The 16,379-nt window shown below is 35.1% G+C and carries 13 protein-coding genes and 3 pseudogenes; 6 read left to right on the top strand and 10 right to left on the bottom strand.

Features of this window, described 5'->3' with window-relative positions:
- Positions 1-5 precede the first annotated feature (5 nt).
- From ACEWFJ_RS15790 to ACEWFJ_RS15825, 8 genes and pseudogenes are all read right to left on the bottom strand, one after another.
- Positions 6-866 carry a branched-chain amino acid ABC transporter permease gene (locus tag ACEWFJ_RS15790; RefSeq protein ID WP_473689177.1) on the bottom strand — a complete coding sequence of 287 codons (861 nt, stop codon included), beginning with the start codon at positions 864-866 and terminating at the stop codon, positions 6-8.
- A gap of 25 nt (positions 867-891) precedes the next feature.
- Positions 892-1,596 (bottom strand): branched-chain amino acid ABC transporter ATP-binding protein, encoded by a 705-nt coding sequence (locus ACEWFJ_RS15795; protein WP_473689178.1) that lies wholly within the window; start codon positions 1,594-1,596, stop codon positions 892-894.
- Positions 1,574-2,346 (bottom strand): annotated as a pseudogene (locus ACEWFJ_RS15800) (ABC transporter ATP-binding protein). The gene ACEWFJ_RS15795 and the pseudogene ACEWFJ_RS15800 overlap by 23 nt, the downstream one beginning before the upstream one ends.
- 282 nt (positions 2,347-2,628) lie before the next feature.
- On the bottom strand, positions 2,629-3,846 hold the full coding sequence (locus ACEWFJ_RS15805; protein ID WP_473689179.1) for a substrate-binding domain-containing protein: 1,218 nt from the start codon (positions 3,844-3,846) through the stop codon (positions 2,629-2,631).
- A 280-nt stretch (positions 3,847-4,126) separates the two neighbouring features.
- Positions 4,127-5,049 (bottom strand): annotated as a pseudogene (locus ACEWFJ_RS15810) (CobW family GTP-binding protein).
- Between the two features lie 260 nt (positions 5,050-5,309).
- Complete coding sequence (gene copZ, locus ACEWFJ_RS15815) at positions 5,310-5,513, bottom strand: copper chaperone CopZ (protein ID WP_098309950.1); 204 nt, start codon at positions 5,511-5,513, stop codon at positions 5,310-5,312.
- A gap of 24 nt (positions 5,514-5,537) precedes the next feature.
- Positions 5,538-7,933, bottom strand: a pseudogene (locus ACEWFJ_RS15820) (heavy metal translocating P-type ATPase).
- Between the two features lie 12 nt (positions 7,934-7,945).
- Positions 7,946-8,257: a metal-sensing transcriptional repressor gene (locus ACEWFJ_RS15825; RefSeq protein WP_429750451.1), complete on the bottom strand. Its 312-nt coding sequence runs from the start codon at positions 8,255-8,257 to the stop codon at positions 7,946-7,948.
- A gap of 268 nt (positions 8,258-8,525) precedes the next feature.
- Between ACEWFJ_RS15825 and ACEWFJ_RS15830 the strand changes: the two genes are divergently transcribed.
- On the top strand, positions 8,526-9,077 hold the full coding sequence (locus ACEWFJ_RS15830) for a hypothetical protein (RefSeq protein ID WP_473689180.1): 552 nt from the start codon (positions 8,526-8,528) through the stop codon (positions 9,075-9,077).
- 104 nt (positions 9,078-9,181) lie between these two features.
- A complete protein-coding gene (locus tag ACEWFJ_RS15835; RefSeq protein ID WP_473689181.1) occupies positions 9,182-10,186 on the top strand; it encodes a F510_1955 family glycosylhydrolase in 1,005 nt (334 codons plus the stop codon).
- Positions 10,187-10,367: 181 nt separating this feature from the next.
- Here ACEWFJ_RS15835 and ACEWFJ_RS15840 read toward each other — a convergent pair whose 3' ends face one another.
- Positions 10,368-10,616 carry an SHOCT domain-containing protein gene (locus ACEWFJ_RS15840; RefSeq protein ID WP_230575691.1) on the bottom strand — a complete coding sequence of 83 codons (249 nt, stop codon included), beginning with the start codon at positions 10,614-10,616 and terminating at the stop codon, positions 10,368-10,370.
- Between the two features lie 389 nt (positions 10,617-11,005).
- Positions 11,006-12,655 carry a multicopper oxidase family protein gene (locus ACEWFJ_RS15845; protein ID WP_473689182.1) on the bottom strand — a complete coding sequence of 550 codons (1,650 nt, stop codon included), beginning with the start codon at positions 12,653-12,655 and terminating at the stop codon, positions 11,006-11,008.
- Positions 12,656-12,818: 163 nt separating this feature from the next.
- Here ACEWFJ_RS15845 and ACEWFJ_RS15850 point away from each other — a divergent pair, with 163 nt between their 5' ends.
- From ACEWFJ_RS15850 to ACEWFJ_RS15865, 4 genes are all read left to right on the top strand, one after another.
- Positions 12,819-13,502 (top strand): response regulator transcription factor, encoded by a 684-nt coding sequence (locus ACEWFJ_RS15850; protein ID WP_473689183.1) that lies wholly within the window; start codon positions 12,819-12,821, stop codon positions 13,500-13,502.
- Between the two features lie 31 nt (positions 13,503-13,533).
- Positions 13,534-14,901, top strand: a complete 1,368-nt coding sequence (locus tag ACEWFJ_RS15855; RefSeq protein WP_429716716.1) for a sensor histidine kinase — start codon at positions 13,534-13,536, stop codon at positions 14,899-14,901.
- Between the two features lie 244 nt (positions 14,902-15,145).
- Complete coding sequence (locus tag ACEWFJ_RS15860) at positions 15,146-15,709, top strand: hypothetical protein (RefSeq protein ID WP_473689184.1); 564 nt, start codon at positions 15,146-15,148, stop codon at positions 15,707-15,709.
- A gap of 3 nt (positions 15,710-15,712) precedes the next feature.
- The gene (locus ACEWFJ_RS15865; RefSeq protein ID WP_473689185.1) at positions 15,713-16,372 is read left to right on the top strand and encodes a PspA/IM30 family protein; all 660 of its coding nucleotides are present in this window, start codon (positions 15,713-15,715) and stop codon (positions 16,370-16,372) included.
- Positions 16,373-16,379 lie beyond the last annotated feature (7 nt).

The following is a 16,379-nucleotide window of genomic DNA, read 5'->3' on the forward strand; positions in this document are numbered from 1 at the left end:
CAATCTCACCCCTTTTCACCAACAAGTCCTGTTGGCTTAACTAATAAGACGAATAACAGCATCAACATGTTTATCGCAAGCGATAAATCTGGAACATAATACGCTGTAAAAGCTCCCGCCAAGCCAACAATTAAGGATGCGATTACAGAACCTTGTACACTACCTAATCCACCAATGATTACAACAATAAAAGCTAAAATAGCATACTGCATCCCCATTTCTGCAAAAATAACACCCGAATAAGGTGCGAGAAGAAAACCACCTAACGCCGCCATTCCAGCTCCTAATAAAAATACGAAAGAAAAGATGGCTTTCACATTAATTCCAAGCGCTTGAACCATCTCTTTATCCATTACACCAGCACGAATCATAAGCCCGATTTTCGTTTTTCTAAGTAACAATACAAATCCAATGTAAACGAATAAGCCGATTAAAATAACAAATAAGCGATACTTAATTAATATAATTCCATCAAATGTAAAACTTCCTTGTAACCAATTCGGTAACTTAGCTCCTATCGGATTCGGCCCCCAAAATACTTTTATACATTCACTAAGCACGAGCATACCACCAAGTGTAACCAAAAGCTGACGAACATGATTTCCATAAACAGGGCGGATGAGGAATCTTTCTAATATCCAACCAAGAAACATGCCCATCACAATAGCACCAAATAATGCAAATATATAACTGCCTGTTACATTAAACAACCACACCCCAGTAAAAGCACCCCATGTAAATAGCCCGCCATGAGCAAAATTAAGAACACTCATTAAACCGAAAATGAGCGTTAAGCCAGATGCTAATAAGAAAATAAGCACACCTGTCGAAACACCATTTACGAATAAATTAACAAACACATCCACGTTTTTCACCTCACTCATATCAAGGTTAAGAAATCCCTAAATATTTATGACATGTTTCCTTATCTTCCTTCAGTTCACTCATCGGACCATTATGCACAATTTTCCCATTATCCATAATGTAAAAATAATCGCCAATTTGACTGGCCATCATAAAGTTTTGTTCGACAAGTAAAACAGTTGTTTTTTCCTTCATTTTTAAAATTGAAATCATCAACTTCTCAATCATGATTGGTGACAAGCCTTTACTAGGCTCATCAATAAGCAGTAGACCTTCACTGTTAATGTAAGCTCTTGAGATAGCGAGCATTTGTTTTTGACCTCCACTTAACAATCCACTCTTTTTATGCCAAAATTGTTTTAAATCTGGAAAGAGATTCAACATCCACTCCACTTTTTCATCTGTTTCTTCATTTTTTTTCGTTTGAGCAAGTGCAAACGTTTCTTCAACCGTTAAGTCGTAAAATATCCCTTGATTTTCTGGCACATACCCTATACCTTTTCGAGAAATCATATGTGTTGATAGTCCATTTACTTTCTCGTCGCCAAAATAAATCGCTCCGTTAGAAATGGTATGAAACCCCATAATAGAACGTAGCGTTGTCGTTTTCCCTGCTCCATTTCTTCCAAATAAGACTGTAATGGTTCCTTCCTCCACCCCAAAAGAAACACCTTGTAAAATATGAAACTGATCTAAATACGTTTCTATATTATCCACTTTTAATAGTGTCACTGTATAATCCTCCTAAATACGCAGTTTGCACACGCTCATCCTTCATAATATCTTCTGGTAACCCTTCAGCTAATAACTCCCCTGAAATAACACAACGAGATGATCAGATAAATGAAGAACCATATCCATTTTGTGCTCAATTAACACAATCGTATTTTCACGATTATTTTTTATATTTTCAATCACTTGTAAAATAGCAGGAACTTCTTCAATAGAAATACCCGCTGTCGGCTCATCTAACAACAACATATCTGTTTTAAGTGCTAAAAGCATTGCAAGTTCCAATTTTCGTTTTTCTCCATGAGCTAAATCTTTTGCAAGTACTTCTTCCTTTTCATTCAGCAACACAACTTCGAGTAAATGGCGTGCTTCTTCTTGTTGCTGCTTATACTGAGATGGGCGCGGGAAGAAACTATAATAATCTTTCGCATAAGACTGTACACCAAGCCGAACATTTTCAAGAACCGTTAATTCTGGAAAAATGTTCGTAAGCTGAAAAGAACGTCCTATACCAAGACGCGTTCGATCTGGAATCGATAACTTTGTAATGTCACGTTCCTTAAAATAAATCTCTCCTTTTGTCGGAGAAAGTTGACCGCTTAACAAATTAAAAAGGGTGGTTTTCCCTGCTCCGTTCGGTCCAATAATAGAAATAAGTTTTCCTTTCGGTATCATCAAATTTACATCTTTAATAACATGGTGTTCTCCAAATGAGACAGAAAGTTCGCGAGTCTCTAACAAATTCTCCACACTATGTCCTCCTCACAAAGGATTCTTTTATAAAGTGAAATTTTTATCATTGAGAGCTTTCTTAATTCCCTACTGATCACTAGCCCTCGCCTATCTTCTTCGTTTTCTCTGAATCTTAAGGTAGAGATCTTATTGCCCGTTCATACGAGATAAAAAGTTTTCCATCCCTTTATGATAGGAACGGAAAACTTTCACCCAATAGTCTTTAAAGACAGTTTAATAATCTAAAGGATACTTTCACTGTCCGTCACAATAAGAATTTTAATTTTTACATTATTCAGATTATTTATTACGAATCGGCGGTTCTGTTTCTGTCATTTTTAATTCCCGCTCTAAAACTGGAACAGGATAATCAATTCCATCTTGTTTTTTCAATGTAATCGAATAAAGCGTTTGTAAAGCTTGATGATCTTTCGCACGGAATTTCATTGTTCCTTTTGGTGTTTCAAATTCCATTCCTTCCATCTTTTTAATGAGTGTATCAGCATCAGTATCACCTTTCGTTTTCTTTAAGGCTTCAACGATTGAAATAGCAGCTGACATCCCACCAGCTGTAAACAAGTCTGGAACAGCACCGTTAAATCGTTTTTTATGTTCTTCTACTAACCAATCATTCACTTTATTTTTTGGAAGCGTATGATAATACACTGAAAATCCTTGCATACCAACTAACGCATCCATCGTTTTTAACGCTGGAATATCAGGTGCACCCGTTGAAATTTTAATACCTTGCTGCTCCACATTCATATCTTTTAATTGCTTCCATGGTGAATTTGCACCTGCCCAAACAATAAATAAATAATCTGGTTTTGAGCTTATAATATTTTGTATATTTGCCGTAAAGTCAGTAGAATTCGCATCAGCATATTGCTCATTTACAATGTTTGCGCCTAACTTCTTTGCTGCATCTTTAAATGCCGCAATCCCTTCTCTTCCGAATGCATTGTCTTGAGCTAGTGTAGCAATCTTCACATCTTTCTTAGCAATTGATGCTGCACCGGCAATTGCATCTTGAGATGAATTTCGTCCTGTTCTAAAAATATATTTATTCCAGTTCTTCCCTGTTATACTATCTGCTACAGCTGGCTCAACAACCATTATTTTTTCATATTCTTCAGCCAATGGTAAAACTGCTAACGTATCACTTGAACTAGATGAACCTACTAAAAAGTCTACTTTATCTTCTTCTAATAGTTTCGTAGCCTTCTTAACAGCTACATCTGCTTTTGTTTCCGTATCTTCTACAACAAACTTAATCTTTTTCCCTTCCACTTTTCCTGTTCCACCTGTTGCATAATCTAGACCGAGCTCAAATCCATTTACTGTTTGTTTTCCATACGATTCAAGTGGTCCAGTTAACGAAGCAAGAACACCTACCTTAACTGTTTCCTCATTACTTGTACTTGCTTTTTTTCCAGAGCACCCAACTGATACGAACAGTGAACCAAGTATACAACTTGTGCACACTATCCTTAGCCACTTACGTTTTTTCACTGACATCATGATTCCTCCCCTATCATTTACCTTCTTAGAGAATTGAATACACTGAGGTGAACTATTCGTAATAATGACATTTCTCAATATCAACCGCTACTATGAAATAAAATTTCTTGAAGTACCTCTAATTTCTCTAACTTTCCCCAAATCCCTTCCAGTTTATTTGTAAATATTTACTAATATCATGTTCGTTTCTTAACTAAAAAAGGGAATGACTAAAAAACTAGTCCTTCCCTCTCCATTAAAATTAATATATTCATCTGAAAACAACCGTACACAAACCTTACAACTCAACTTGTTCCAAACTCTCTAGCTCCTTCTTCAGTTTCGCTTTATCTAAATTCTCTCCAATAATTACAAGGTTTGTAGGGAAACCAAAATCCTGCTCCAATAAAGATGGCACACCAAATGAGTATTGCAGCAAAGTTGGGTATTTATCACCATGAAATTTCACAAACCCTTTTACACGATAAATTCCCTCAGGTACATTAGAAAGCCACTCGTACAATTTGCCCTGATCAATTGACTTTTTAAATGGATAGGTCATGGTTTGAATATGTAAATGCTGTTTCACATGTAATTTTTCATGATTTTGATTACTTGCTAGCTTTACCTCTTCGAAATCCTCTAAAGATATATTACAATACTGTGTTTCGTATAATTTTGCATGTCTATTTATTAACGCTACTTCCTCAACAACCTGTTTCTTCTCTTCGTCTCTAAGTAAATCTGATTTATTGATAAGAATATGACTTCCATACTTCATTTGTTCGTTTAAAAGCTGTTGCACGCTTTTACTTAATGTTTCCGATTTAACCACCTGATTGCATCTAATACAACAATAATGGACTTCACCTCAATATAAGGAGCTAAAATAGGTGAGAGACAAGCGTCTAATACTTCAATCGGATGCGCAACTCCCGTTGTTTCTATATAAACTACATCAGGTTTCTCCTCCTGATATAAGGAATGTAGCTGAATTTCTAATTCATCTTTCATCGTACAGCAAATACAGCCTTTTAAAAGTTCTCTTAAAATATTTTCTCGTCCTACAATATCTGTATCTACGGGGTATTCGCCTATTTCATTCATTAGTACTGCAACTTTTCGATTTTTCTTCTTTTCCGCTAATAATAAATTTTGAAGCAGCGTTGATTTCCCGCTCCCTAAAAAACCACCTAAAATATGAATTTCTACTTTGTTCATATTATCAACCATCCATTTCTTTGTTTCTGACTACACTTGCAGCTACTTTTACAACGTCACCACAAAACGTAATTATTACGATTAACATTCATTATTCTAGTAAATTCAATTTTATTTGTAAACAAAACACGATTATTTTGGTAACAGATTATGCCTATTCGAAGCCTATCACATTTAACGATAAACTTATTTATCATTAAATGTAATAGGCCGCTTTTAATAAAACGGCCTTTTTACTAAGATTTATTGAATTCCCCTATTTACTGCACGTCATATCCTTGATCTTCAATAGCTTCTTTCATTTTTTCTACATCTACTTTTGCTTCATCATATTTTACATTTACAGTTCCCTCTTGCAGGTTAACTTCTACATTTTGTACTCCCGCTAACTCTGTAAGTGCATTTGTTACTGCCATTTTACAATGATTACATGTCATTCCTTGTACGTTTAATGTGATAGTCATCATATATTCCTCCATTTAATTCATTTATATTTTAACGCGTTTCAAACGAAGCGCGTTCGTCACAACAGATACAGAACTAAATGCCATCGCCGCTCCGGCTACCCAAGGCTCCAATAATCCAAATGCCGCCACAGGAATACCGATTGCGTTATAGAATAAAGCCCAAAACAAGTTTTGACGAATATTTTTCATCGTCTTACGACTTAACTCAATCGCTTTTGGTATATGTGATAAGTCACCGCCAACTAACGTAACATCTGCAGTTTCAATTGCTACATCTGCACCTGTTCCAATTGCCATACCAATATCAGATTTTGCAAGAGCCGGTGCATCATTAATACCATCACCTACCATTGCTACTCTCTTTCCTTGTTTTTGTAAATCCTCTACAATCTTAGCCTTATCCTCTGGCAATACTTCGGCAAATACATGGTCAATATGAACTTGTTTTGCAATCGCTTCAGCTGTACGTTTATTATCACCTGTTACCATGTATATTTCAATTCCCATTTGCTTCAGTGTTTGAATGGCATCCTTCGAACTTTCCTTTACAGTATCAGCAACAGCGATTATTCCAGCAAGCTTCCCATCAATTGCGACAAGCATCGCTGTTTTACCTTGATACTCTAGTTCTTTCATGACCCCTTCATGCTGTGAAGTTTCTACAGATTGTTCATTCATCAATTTACGTGTTCCAACAAGAACCTTTTTGTTTTCAATATCCGCTTCAAGCCCCTGGCCTGGAATTGCTACAAAGTGCTGTAACTCTTTCAAATTTATCTCATGTTGTTTTCCATATTCAACAATCGCATGGGCTAACGGATGTTCAGAAGCACTTTCAGCTGAAATAGCATAATCAATCATGCCTTCTTGAAATTCTAATACATCGGTAACTTCTGGTTTTCCTTTTGTTACTGTTCCTGTTTTATCCAGCAACACTGCATTGATTTTATGCGTCCCTTCTAGATATTCACCTCCTTTAAAGAGAATACCCTTTTCTGCTCCTTTTCCTGTTCCAACCATAATCGAAGTTGGTGTAGCCAAACCTAGTGCACACGGACATGCAATGACAAGAATCGCAATTCCTACTTCCAATGCTTTTGGTAAATCTCCTGGTGTTATAAAGAAATACCATACAATAAAGGCAACTACAGCAATCGCTACAACAATAGGAACAAAAATACCCGAAATGATATCTGCTAATCTCTGAATAGGTGCTTTAGATCCTTGCGCTTCTTCAACAATTTTAATAATTCCCGCTAACGCTGTGTCTTTTCCAACTTTTTCTGCTTGAATGGTCAGCATCCCATTTGCATTAATCGTCGCTCCAATAACAGAATCTCCTTCTTTTTTATCCACCGGAATAGATTCTCCAGTAATCATAGATTCATCAACAGAAGACGCCCCTGAAATCACGATACCATCCACCGGTATTTTTTCACCGGGTTTTACAATCATGATATCTCCAATCACAACTTCTTCTAACGGCACTCGCACCTCTTGACCATTACGAACAACAAGCGCATCTTTCGCCTGTAAACTTAACAATTTTGAAATTGCTTCTGTTGTACGCCCTTTTGCCATTGTTTCAAAGTACTTTCCAACTAAGATTAATGTAATCAAGACAGCACTTGTTTCAAAATAAAGATCCGGGCTGTAGTTTGCATTTCCTAATGTTTTCAATGCCTCATATAGACTGTAAAAGTAAGCTGCTGATGTTCCCAGGGCCACTAAAACGTCCATGTTTGCACTTTTATTTCGAAGCGCACGATAAGCACCTACATAGAAGTGTCCTCCAATATAAAACTGAACTGGTGTTGCTAATAAAAGTTGGAGCCATGGATTCATAAGAATATGCGGCATTGGTAACCCTGTATCAAACGGCATATGTCCAAGCATTGTATAGAGTAAAGGTAAGGACAAAATAATCGAAATAATCAGCTGACGCTTTTTCTCCTTAACTACCTCTTCTTTTCTTTCTGAGCGATCTACCTCTTCGTTACGGATTTGTCCCTTATATCCGATTTTCTTTATCTTTTCTAAAATATTTTCTGTAGAAACTAAACCATCATCGTATTCTACAACGGCACTATTTGTAGCTAAATTAACAGTTGCATGAGAAACGCCTTCCATTTTATTTAGTACTTTTTCAATTCGATTCGCACAAGCTGCACATGTCATTCCTTCAATATCAAGAGTAACTTTTTCTGCTAATACGCCATACCCTAACTTCTCAATTTTCTCTTTATATTAGAAATTTCTTGCTGAGACGGATCATATTTAATACTTGCTTTTTCCATTGCTAAGTTTACGTTAGCTTCTACCCCATCCATTTTATTTAGCACTTTTTCAATCCGGTTGGCGCAAGCTGCACATGTCATTCCTGTAACTCCAAGCGTAACATGTTTTTGATTCTCCATCTTATACCCCTCCTATTTTGAAAATTGCTTTATTACACTCATCAATTCTTGAATCGATTCGTCCCCATTCCCCTCATGAATCGCCTTTGCGACACAATGTTTTGTATGGCGCTCCAATAAAGAAAAACCTACTTTATTTAAGGCTGCATTAATCGCTGAAATTTGAATTAAAATATCAACACAGTAACGGTTATCTTCTACCATCTTTTGAACACCACGTACTTGCCCTTCAATACGCTTTAAACGTTTTATAACACTTTGAATTTCCTCTTCTGTTCGAGGAACCATTTTTTGATTTATTTCATTATCTTTACAATGATCCATCAATATCACCTCGGTTATTGTAATTGTTAATCTTTATATACATTATACGGGTAGGGGGTATATTATGCAACTGTTTAAATACCTATTTTTTGAAATTTTTTCAAAGAAAATACATACAAGCAAACACGCGCTTGTATGCATTTTTATCGACACAACTATTTTCATTACCTTTCTTAAATTGTGCAGATATTTTGCAGATTTATATACGCATAAAAGCTCTGGATTTGTACATATGATGAAGTGAATGAAAGGACAGGGAGGTATCACTATGTCAACTTATACGTTAACTACCCTAACACTTTGTTTTATCTTAGTTATTGTTGCAGCATACATTTCTAAATCTAAAGGTACCCTAATGGAGTATATGGTATTTGTGATGTCTTTTAGCATGAGCATAGGATTAAGCATAGGACTTTATTTTGGTATTATCTTTAAAGGTAACTTGTTATATTCTACTTTGCTTTCTATTTTGATTAGTGGGATTATTGGGCTTTTAACCGGGCTCCGCTTTCATCTATATTCTGCTTTAGAAGGCATGTTCTCCGGATTGATGGCAAGTATGATGGGGGCTATGATTACGGAAATGTTAAATGCGCAACAAGCACACAGTATACTTCTTATTAGTATTTTGCTCACAATTGCCATTACTACGTCATGTATCATTCAATTCTTGTCAGAAACTTATTCTTCTTATATTCACCGCCGATTTCTATTTTTACTTTCAGTTAGCATCGGAATTCTTCTAACCGTTTTCATAACATTCCCAGGGCATACTTCACCAAATTCTTCACAACATGAGCAGCATATACATAAACACTAGTACTTACAAACGATTAACGCTCCTGTTTACTTCTCCATAATTTCTTGATAATCATCTATTATACTTAGGGCGTTAATCGTATATTTAGAAAGGAGACTAAACTTTTGCGAAAATTTCTAATCAGCAGTTTAGCTATTACATCCATCTTTATAATAACAGCCTGTTCTAATGGACAAGAAACATCACCAAAGAAAGAAGAAGTTTCCCAATCTAAGCAAACTTCTAATCAAAAAAATAAGGGAACATCTAATACTGTTCCGCAAGATTTCTATAAAGAAGTTTCATCTGGAAAAATCGAACATATTCATGGTATTGGATATCCTGGAAACATGCCGGGAATTTCAATTGCAACTCACACTGGAATAAAAGTTTATCAAAATGGAAAATGGCTAGAAACAACCGATCAAAAACACGATTATATGGGCTTCCAGGCTACAAAGAATGGATTCTTTGCAAGTGGTCATCCTGGACAAGGCTCAAACTTAAAAAATCCTTTAGGTTTAACTAAAAGTACTGATGGTGGAAAAAACCTTGAAACACTAGCGTTTTATGGAGAATCTGATTTTCACAACCTCGCTTTAGGATATAATGATAATACAATTTATATATATAATGAACAACCAAATTCTAAACTACAAAGCGGATTTTATTATAGTACAGACGAGGGAAACACATGGAAACAGAGTAAGCTAGTTGGGCTCTCAAATACAATTAATTCATTTGCAGTACATCCTGATAAATCCAGTGTTATTGCTATGGGAGCAAAAGATGGGGTTTACCTGTCTACAGATTACGGTAACACCTTTAAGCTTTTCTCTAAAGAACAAGAAGTTACTACATTAACCTTTAGCAATGAAAGTATTGTATATTCTTATGTAACTGAACAAAAGCAACAAGGATTGATGAAACAATCACTTGCTACTAATGAGCGTACCGATTTACAACTGCCTTCTTTAGGCGCTAAGGATACAATCATGTATGTATCACTAAATCCTCAAAATCAAACTGAAGTGGTTTTCGCTACTGAAAATGCTAATGTATTCCTAACAAGTGACAACGGTAAAACATGGAAACAAATTATTGAAAATGGAATCTTAAAATTTAACTAGCTTATGCTGCAAAAAACAAATGCAATAACACTTTTATTTCTCAAATTTAATCTAGGTAAGTTTGTTTGCCTTTATGCGAATTAAAGAAACTTCCATCTAAGAGTACTTAATTTTTCATCTAAATAATAACGTTGATAGACAAAGCCCCAACGATTCTTTCGTTAGGGTTTTGCCACTATACTTACTTTAACTTTTGTTTAATACGATCATATTCTTCAATGCTAATTTCGCCTTTTGCCAATCTTTTGTCTAAAACTTCTACTGCGCTATATCCGACACTCTTTTGATGCCAACTCTTGATAAGGCTATTGATTCCTACAAACAGAAGAACTAAAATCAGAATCCAGAATAGAGCCATACCGCCCATCATCATCCATCCACCTCCAGAAAAACAGTTGAAACTTCCATCCATCATGTTCCCATTCATCATAGTAACCAACCTCCCTTTCTTTACATAAGAATAATATAAAATTTTGCATTTTTTTTGCATTTCTTTTGTATTTATTTTGTATTTCTTCAAATTTCACAAGATTCTATGGTAACTATATAACTAGTTCAGAAAAGGTAGCGACAAAACCAAAGTCACTTCGATCACTTTGATTTTGTCGCTACCTTTTACATAGATCGAATATGTTCTCAGCTATTAGACGTAAGAAAAAGGCTCATTTCCATACGATAGCTGAAGAAAAATATTTTCTAAAATTAAGACAGTACACAAGTAAGAAATAAAAATATTTTTTCATACAACAAATTAATAAAGCAGCTATCTCTAAGATAACTGCTTTACGTTATTTTATAACAAGTTATATGAACTCAGCATCACTCTGGCATATTAGGAATATTAGGGTCTGGAACATAATCAGATTTATAATCTTCATATTTCACTTCTGTGACCATCCCGGCAGATGCATGATGCAAATCATGACAATGGAACATCCATTCGCCTGGATTATTTGCTACAAATGCTACCTCATATTCTTCTCCTGGTTTCAAGTTTAATGTATCCTTTACAATCGGAGAACCTTCTATTGGTTTTCCATCTTTACTTAATACTTGGAAGAAATGCCCGTGCAAATGCATCGGATGATCATCCATTTTAGAACGATTTACTAATTTTACTTTTACTAGATCGCCTTTTTTCACTTGAATTGGATCAATATTAGGGAATGTTTTTCCATTAATTGTATATACCATTCCATTGCCATTCATTTCTGTGTTCAAATCCATTGTATATGTGGCATTATATTGCTGATCTAATGTGAAGCTTCCTAATTTCTTAGAACCATATTTCGTCATATCTAATTTTGGAAGTTTTTCTTTTTCATTCGCTTTATCTTTCATATCTTTGCTGCCATCATACTCAATAACAGCTTTCATTCCTTTTACACCTTTTCCTTCTCCATGGTCCTCAACATACCATTTCCCAGGGTTATTCGCTGTAAACTCAACATCATAACGTTCACCCGGTGCAATCGAAATTATTTCATCTTTTACAACCTTTGGATCATTGATTGGCTGGCCATCCGTTGCAATTACTTTTATATCATGACCATGAACATGGATGTTGTGTGATAAGTAACCAGCATTGATGAATCGTAGTCGAACCTTATCTCCTGTTTTTACTTTCAACGGCTCTACTAAATCCCCGCTTTTACCATTGATTGTATATAAGTCATACATGCTCATATTATGACCTTCCATATTCATATTTCCATGATCCATGCCTTTCATATTACCGGAGTCTTTTTTATCGCCTCCCATGTCCATACCAGAATGATCCATACCGTTCATATCATCATGCTTTTCCATATTTCCATGATCCATACTAGACTTATTACCATCTGATTTTTCTGTTTTCCCTTTTGTCATTTCCTTAATTTGTTTATCAATTTCTTTTTTATCAGTTACCCATTCGTCTAACATTAATGTGTAATCTTTATCATATTTTTCATTTGTATCTTCTACAACAAGAGCACCATATAGTCCTCGATCTAGTTGATTAACGGAGTCTTGATGCGAATGATACCAATACGTTCCTGGTACGTTTGCTTCAAATTCATACGTAAAACTTTTCCCTGGCTCAATCGCATCTTGTGTAACTCCTGGAATTCCATCCATATTGTTTGGAACAGGATATCCGTGCCAGTGGATCGATACCGGTGCAGATAGTTCATTTTTTAATGTGACTTTAACCTTTTCACCTTTTTTTACACGAATTTCTGGCCCAGGAGATGAACCATTAAACGTCCATACTGGAACAACAACACCGTTACTTAGCTTTTGCTTCTCTTCTTTCGCCACTAGCGTAACTTCAGGTCCTTTTATCACTTGTAACGGTTTTGTTGCTGTTTCAGTCTGTGTGGTCTTTTTTTCGTTCATATTGTTATGATCACTTGTTGTAGTTGTAGAACATGCGGCAATTAAAGAAATTGCTACGATTGAAATCCCCGTTAATACCGTTCTCTTCATAAAAAATCCCTCCCCAGTTTGTTCGTAATTATTATAAAGAACAATTATCAAGAAATTATGGAGAGACAAAGACAAGAAAACAAATAGCGGCCTGCATAATTTCTTCAATATCTTTTAGTAAAATATCTTATGTTTATGTATCATTTAGTTAAGGAGGACTTTTATGATTAATATTCTATTAGTAGATGATGAACCACGTATGCTAGATTTACTTTCATTATATTTAGCCCCTAGGGGGTATCACTGTACAAAAGCAACTTCTGGTAAAGAAGCGATTTCTTTATTAGAAGAAAAAGAATTTCGATTAATTTTACTAGACATTATGATGCCTGAAATGGATGGTTGGGAAACTTGCGCGAGAATTCGTGAGTTCAATAGTGTACCAGTTATCATGCTAACTGCTCGTGATGATACACAAGATGTTGTACAAGGGTTAAAAAGAGGAGCTGACGATTATATCACGAAACCGTTTCATGAAGAAGAATTATTAGCTCGCATAGAGGCCGTGCTACGCAGAACAAAGCAGCATCATAAAATAGAATATAAAGGATTGGTGTGGGATGAAGCAAAACATGCTGCTACTGTGCATGGCAATGAACTGTTATTAACCCCAATTGAATTTTCTCTACTCGGTTTATTTTTAAATAATGTAAATTATGTATTTAGTCGTGAGCAACTTATTGAACGTATTTGGGGACATACATCAGAAACGGAGGATCGAACTGTAGATTCCCATATTCGTAACTTGCGCGAAAAATTACGAAAATCTTCATTTCCAATTCATGATCACCTTAAGACTATATATGGAATCGGATATCGCTGGGCAAGTGAAGAGAAAGATATATGATATTACTAAACAACAAGGATCGTGAAGGTTTATGAAACGTATCTCAGTAAAATTTGGATTTTATTTTTTTATCTGTACTTTTCTAATTGAAAGTATATTGTTTCTTCTACTGTATTACAGCTTGGTCAATACGAGAGTTCAGGAAGAAGTAAAATCTCTCCTTACTAGAGGAAATAATCATCGTGATGTACTGGAGAAATACTTCGATGATCAAACTATATCTCACGTGGCTCTCATGGAATCGGAAGCAGAAACTAAGGTTGTCATTACTTCGAAAAATGGAGAAATTCTTGCAAAATCAAGTAATGTAGATCATTCCATGGAAAAACATTTACATACAAAAATGCCTCCTGTTAATAAAAATGGCACAGTTGTGGAAGATCATTGGAAAACATCTAATTATATTTGTACAATTAGTCCCATTCAAGTTGGTAGTGATACGAAAGGATATGTATACATGTTTTTAGGTACTGACTCTATTAAACAAATGATTCAGCGTTTAACTTACCAATTTATAGTTGTTGGTGCCATTACCTTTATCCTTACTGTTATTACCATGTTCTTATTATCAAAACTTCTCACTAATCCTTTAATTAAAATGAAAAAAGCAACAGAAAAAATGAGTAAAGGGGATTTATCCGTATCTTTAAATATTAATAGAAATGATGAAGTAGGAGAACTAGCACATTCTATCCAAAAACTTGCAGATGATTTAAATTATTTGAAAAAAGAACGAGGAGAATTTCTAGCTAGCGTTGCACACGAACTCCGAACACCGTTAACATATGTTAGAGGATACGCTGATATTCTTATTAAAAATCAGATTCCTGCACAAGATCAAAATCATTATTTATCTATTATTAAAGAAGAAGCTGATCATGTAACACGGCTTGTTCAAGATTTATTTGAATTAGCTAAAATGGAAAAACACAATTTTGTTATTAATACAAAGCAGACTAATCTATATGATTTATTAAAAAACATATTAACAAAAATCCAACCAGCTTATACCGATAAAAATATTCGTATTATTTCCTCGTGTCCAGAAGACGTTGTTCTTCTACTCGATGAACAACGTTTTGAACAAGTTATTCTCAATCTGTTAAACAATGCCTATTCTCACTCTGACATAAATTCTAAAGTATTTGTTACAGTTACAGAGAACAAGGAAATCGTTAAGATTAGAGTAAAAGATGAAGGAGAAGGTATCCCTGAACAAGATCTATCTCATATTTTCGAGCGGTTTTATAGAGTCGATAAATCCCGAACTCGCGCAACAGGCGGAAGCGGTTTAGGTCTTGCAATTGTAAAAGAAATTATTGAATTACATGGAGGCAATATTTCTGTAGAGAGTGAATTAGGTCATGGGACTATTTTTACTATCTATCTAAAAAAATGAAATACGTTACTTAAAAATTAACTCGTCAACTATTTGGCGAGTTTTTAATTATAATGAGAATTTTCTTATATATTTCTCATATTTTCATCATTCCCCTTTCATTCCCTTCTCACATCTAGGATTTACACTAAGACTTACTAAAGATATAGCGAGGTGATAAAACATTCAGATTTTGACTCTATCAAAAGTAATTCTAGATTCATTTTTTCTTGAAACATAATGAATCATGGGTGGAGGTGAACACATGAAAAAGAAAAAGAACAAATGCAAAAAGCTGCGCTGGCTAAAATGGATTTTAATCCTTCCCCTGCTTCTTACTTTACTATTCTTCGGACTACATAGTATGAAGTCAGAAAGATGGAATCATGAGAAGCATAGAGAAGCTGAATATGCCGTTGCCTCCCATAAAGAAGGACAAGCTTTCTTTACGGAGAAAGGGCGCTTTGCTGACTCTGAAAGACATACTCATCATGAAAAGCATCATGAAAAAGAGTTTGATGCTGTATTCTTTGCACCATTCCTATTAGAACTTGGCTTTGTTCTTTTCGGTTGGTTAATTCTTCGTAAATCTGAAGGAAATATGGCTAAGAAGTGGACAGGAGTGCTACTCCTTGTTATCGGTTTATTCCCGCTTATTCCAATACTTGCGCTTGCCGCAACTATTACTTGGGCGTATAGAAAATTCAAACAAAAAAGAACGATAGCAAATGAGCATATAGATATTCACACATATAATTTTTCAACAATGCAAAAACAAATAGACATTTTAGACCAATGGGAACGTAATATTCGTAAGGAGGAGAACTAAACAATGGGTATCCTAAAACGCATTAAAAATATTGTAATGGCAGATGTACATCAAACGTTGGATAAGCTAGAAAGCCCTATTAGCATGCTGAAGCAATACTTGAGAGAGACAGAAGAACAAATTACAAAAGCACAAAAAGCTCTGGCTCACCAATTATATTTAGAAAAGAAATATGAAGCATTAATTTCGGAAGCTGATGCTCTTATCGCAAAAAGAACTCGTCAAGCCGAACTTGCGGTATCTCGCGAGGAAGATAACATGGCTCAGCTAGCTTTACAAGATAAAATCACAAATGAAAAGAAAGCTGCATTATATCGTGAACAGTACGAAATAACAAAGCAACAAACCGCTGCATTATATGAGCAAATTGACAAACTGCAAGAGAAATATCAAGAATTACAATATAAAGAACTTGTTCTTGTTTCCCGATTAAATGCGGCGCAAGCCATAAAAAATAGTAACGCAGCACTTGCTTCTTTCCATACAGAAAATGCAGTGAAAGGTTTTACACGTGTCGAAACTTACGTGCAGAAACTAGAAGCAGAAGCAGCTGCTAGTAACTACTTTTATCAGTTAAACGCTCCTAATCAAGCACAAATTTTAGACCAAAATCTACAAGAAGAAGTACAACAAGCATTAGCAAAATTAAAAGAAAATAAATAGTTTCTTT

Source organism: Bacillus sp. EA-CB0995 (assembly GCF_055814245.1).

Coding starts and splice junctions, on each gene's coding strand:
- ACEWFJ_RS15805 (WP_473689179.1), bottom strand. CDS start 3,846: ATGTCAGTGAAAAAACGTAAGTGGCTAAGGATAGTGTGCACAAGTTGT.
- copZ (WP_098309950.1), bottom strand. CDS start 5,513: ATGACTATCACATTAAACGTACAAGGAATGACATGTAATCATTGTAAA.
- ACEWFJ_RS15825 (WP_429750451.1), bottom strand. CDS start 8,257: ATGGATCATTGTAAAGATAATGAAATAAATCAAAAAATGGTTCCTCGA.
- ACEWFJ_RS15830 (WP_473689180.1), top strand. CDS start 8,526: ATGTCAACTTATACGTTAACTACCCTAACACTTTGTTTTATCTTAGTT.
- ACEWFJ_RS15840 (WP_230575691.1), bottom strand. CDS start 10,616: ATGATGAATGGGAACATGATGGATGGAAGTTTCAACTGTTTTTCTGGA.
- ACEWFJ_RS15845 (WP_473689182.1), bottom strand. CDS start 12,655: ATGAAGAGAACGGTATTAACGGGGATTTCAATCGTAGCAATTTCTTTA.
- ACEWFJ_RS15850 (WP_473689183.1), top strand. CDS start 12,819: ATGATTAATATTCTATTAGTAGATGATGAACCACGTATGCTAGATTTA.
- ACEWFJ_RS15855 (WP_429716716.1), top strand. CDS start 13,534: ATGAAACGTATCTCAGTAAAATTTGGATTTTATTTTTTTATCTGTACT.
- ACEWFJ_RS15860 (WP_473689184.1), top strand. CDS start 15,146: ATGAAAAAGAAAAAGAACAAATGCAAAAAGCTGCGCTGGCTAAAATGG.
- ACEWFJ_RS15865 (WP_473689185.1), top strand. CDS start 15,713: ATGGGTATCCTAAAACGCATTAAAAATATTGTAATGGCAGATGTACAT.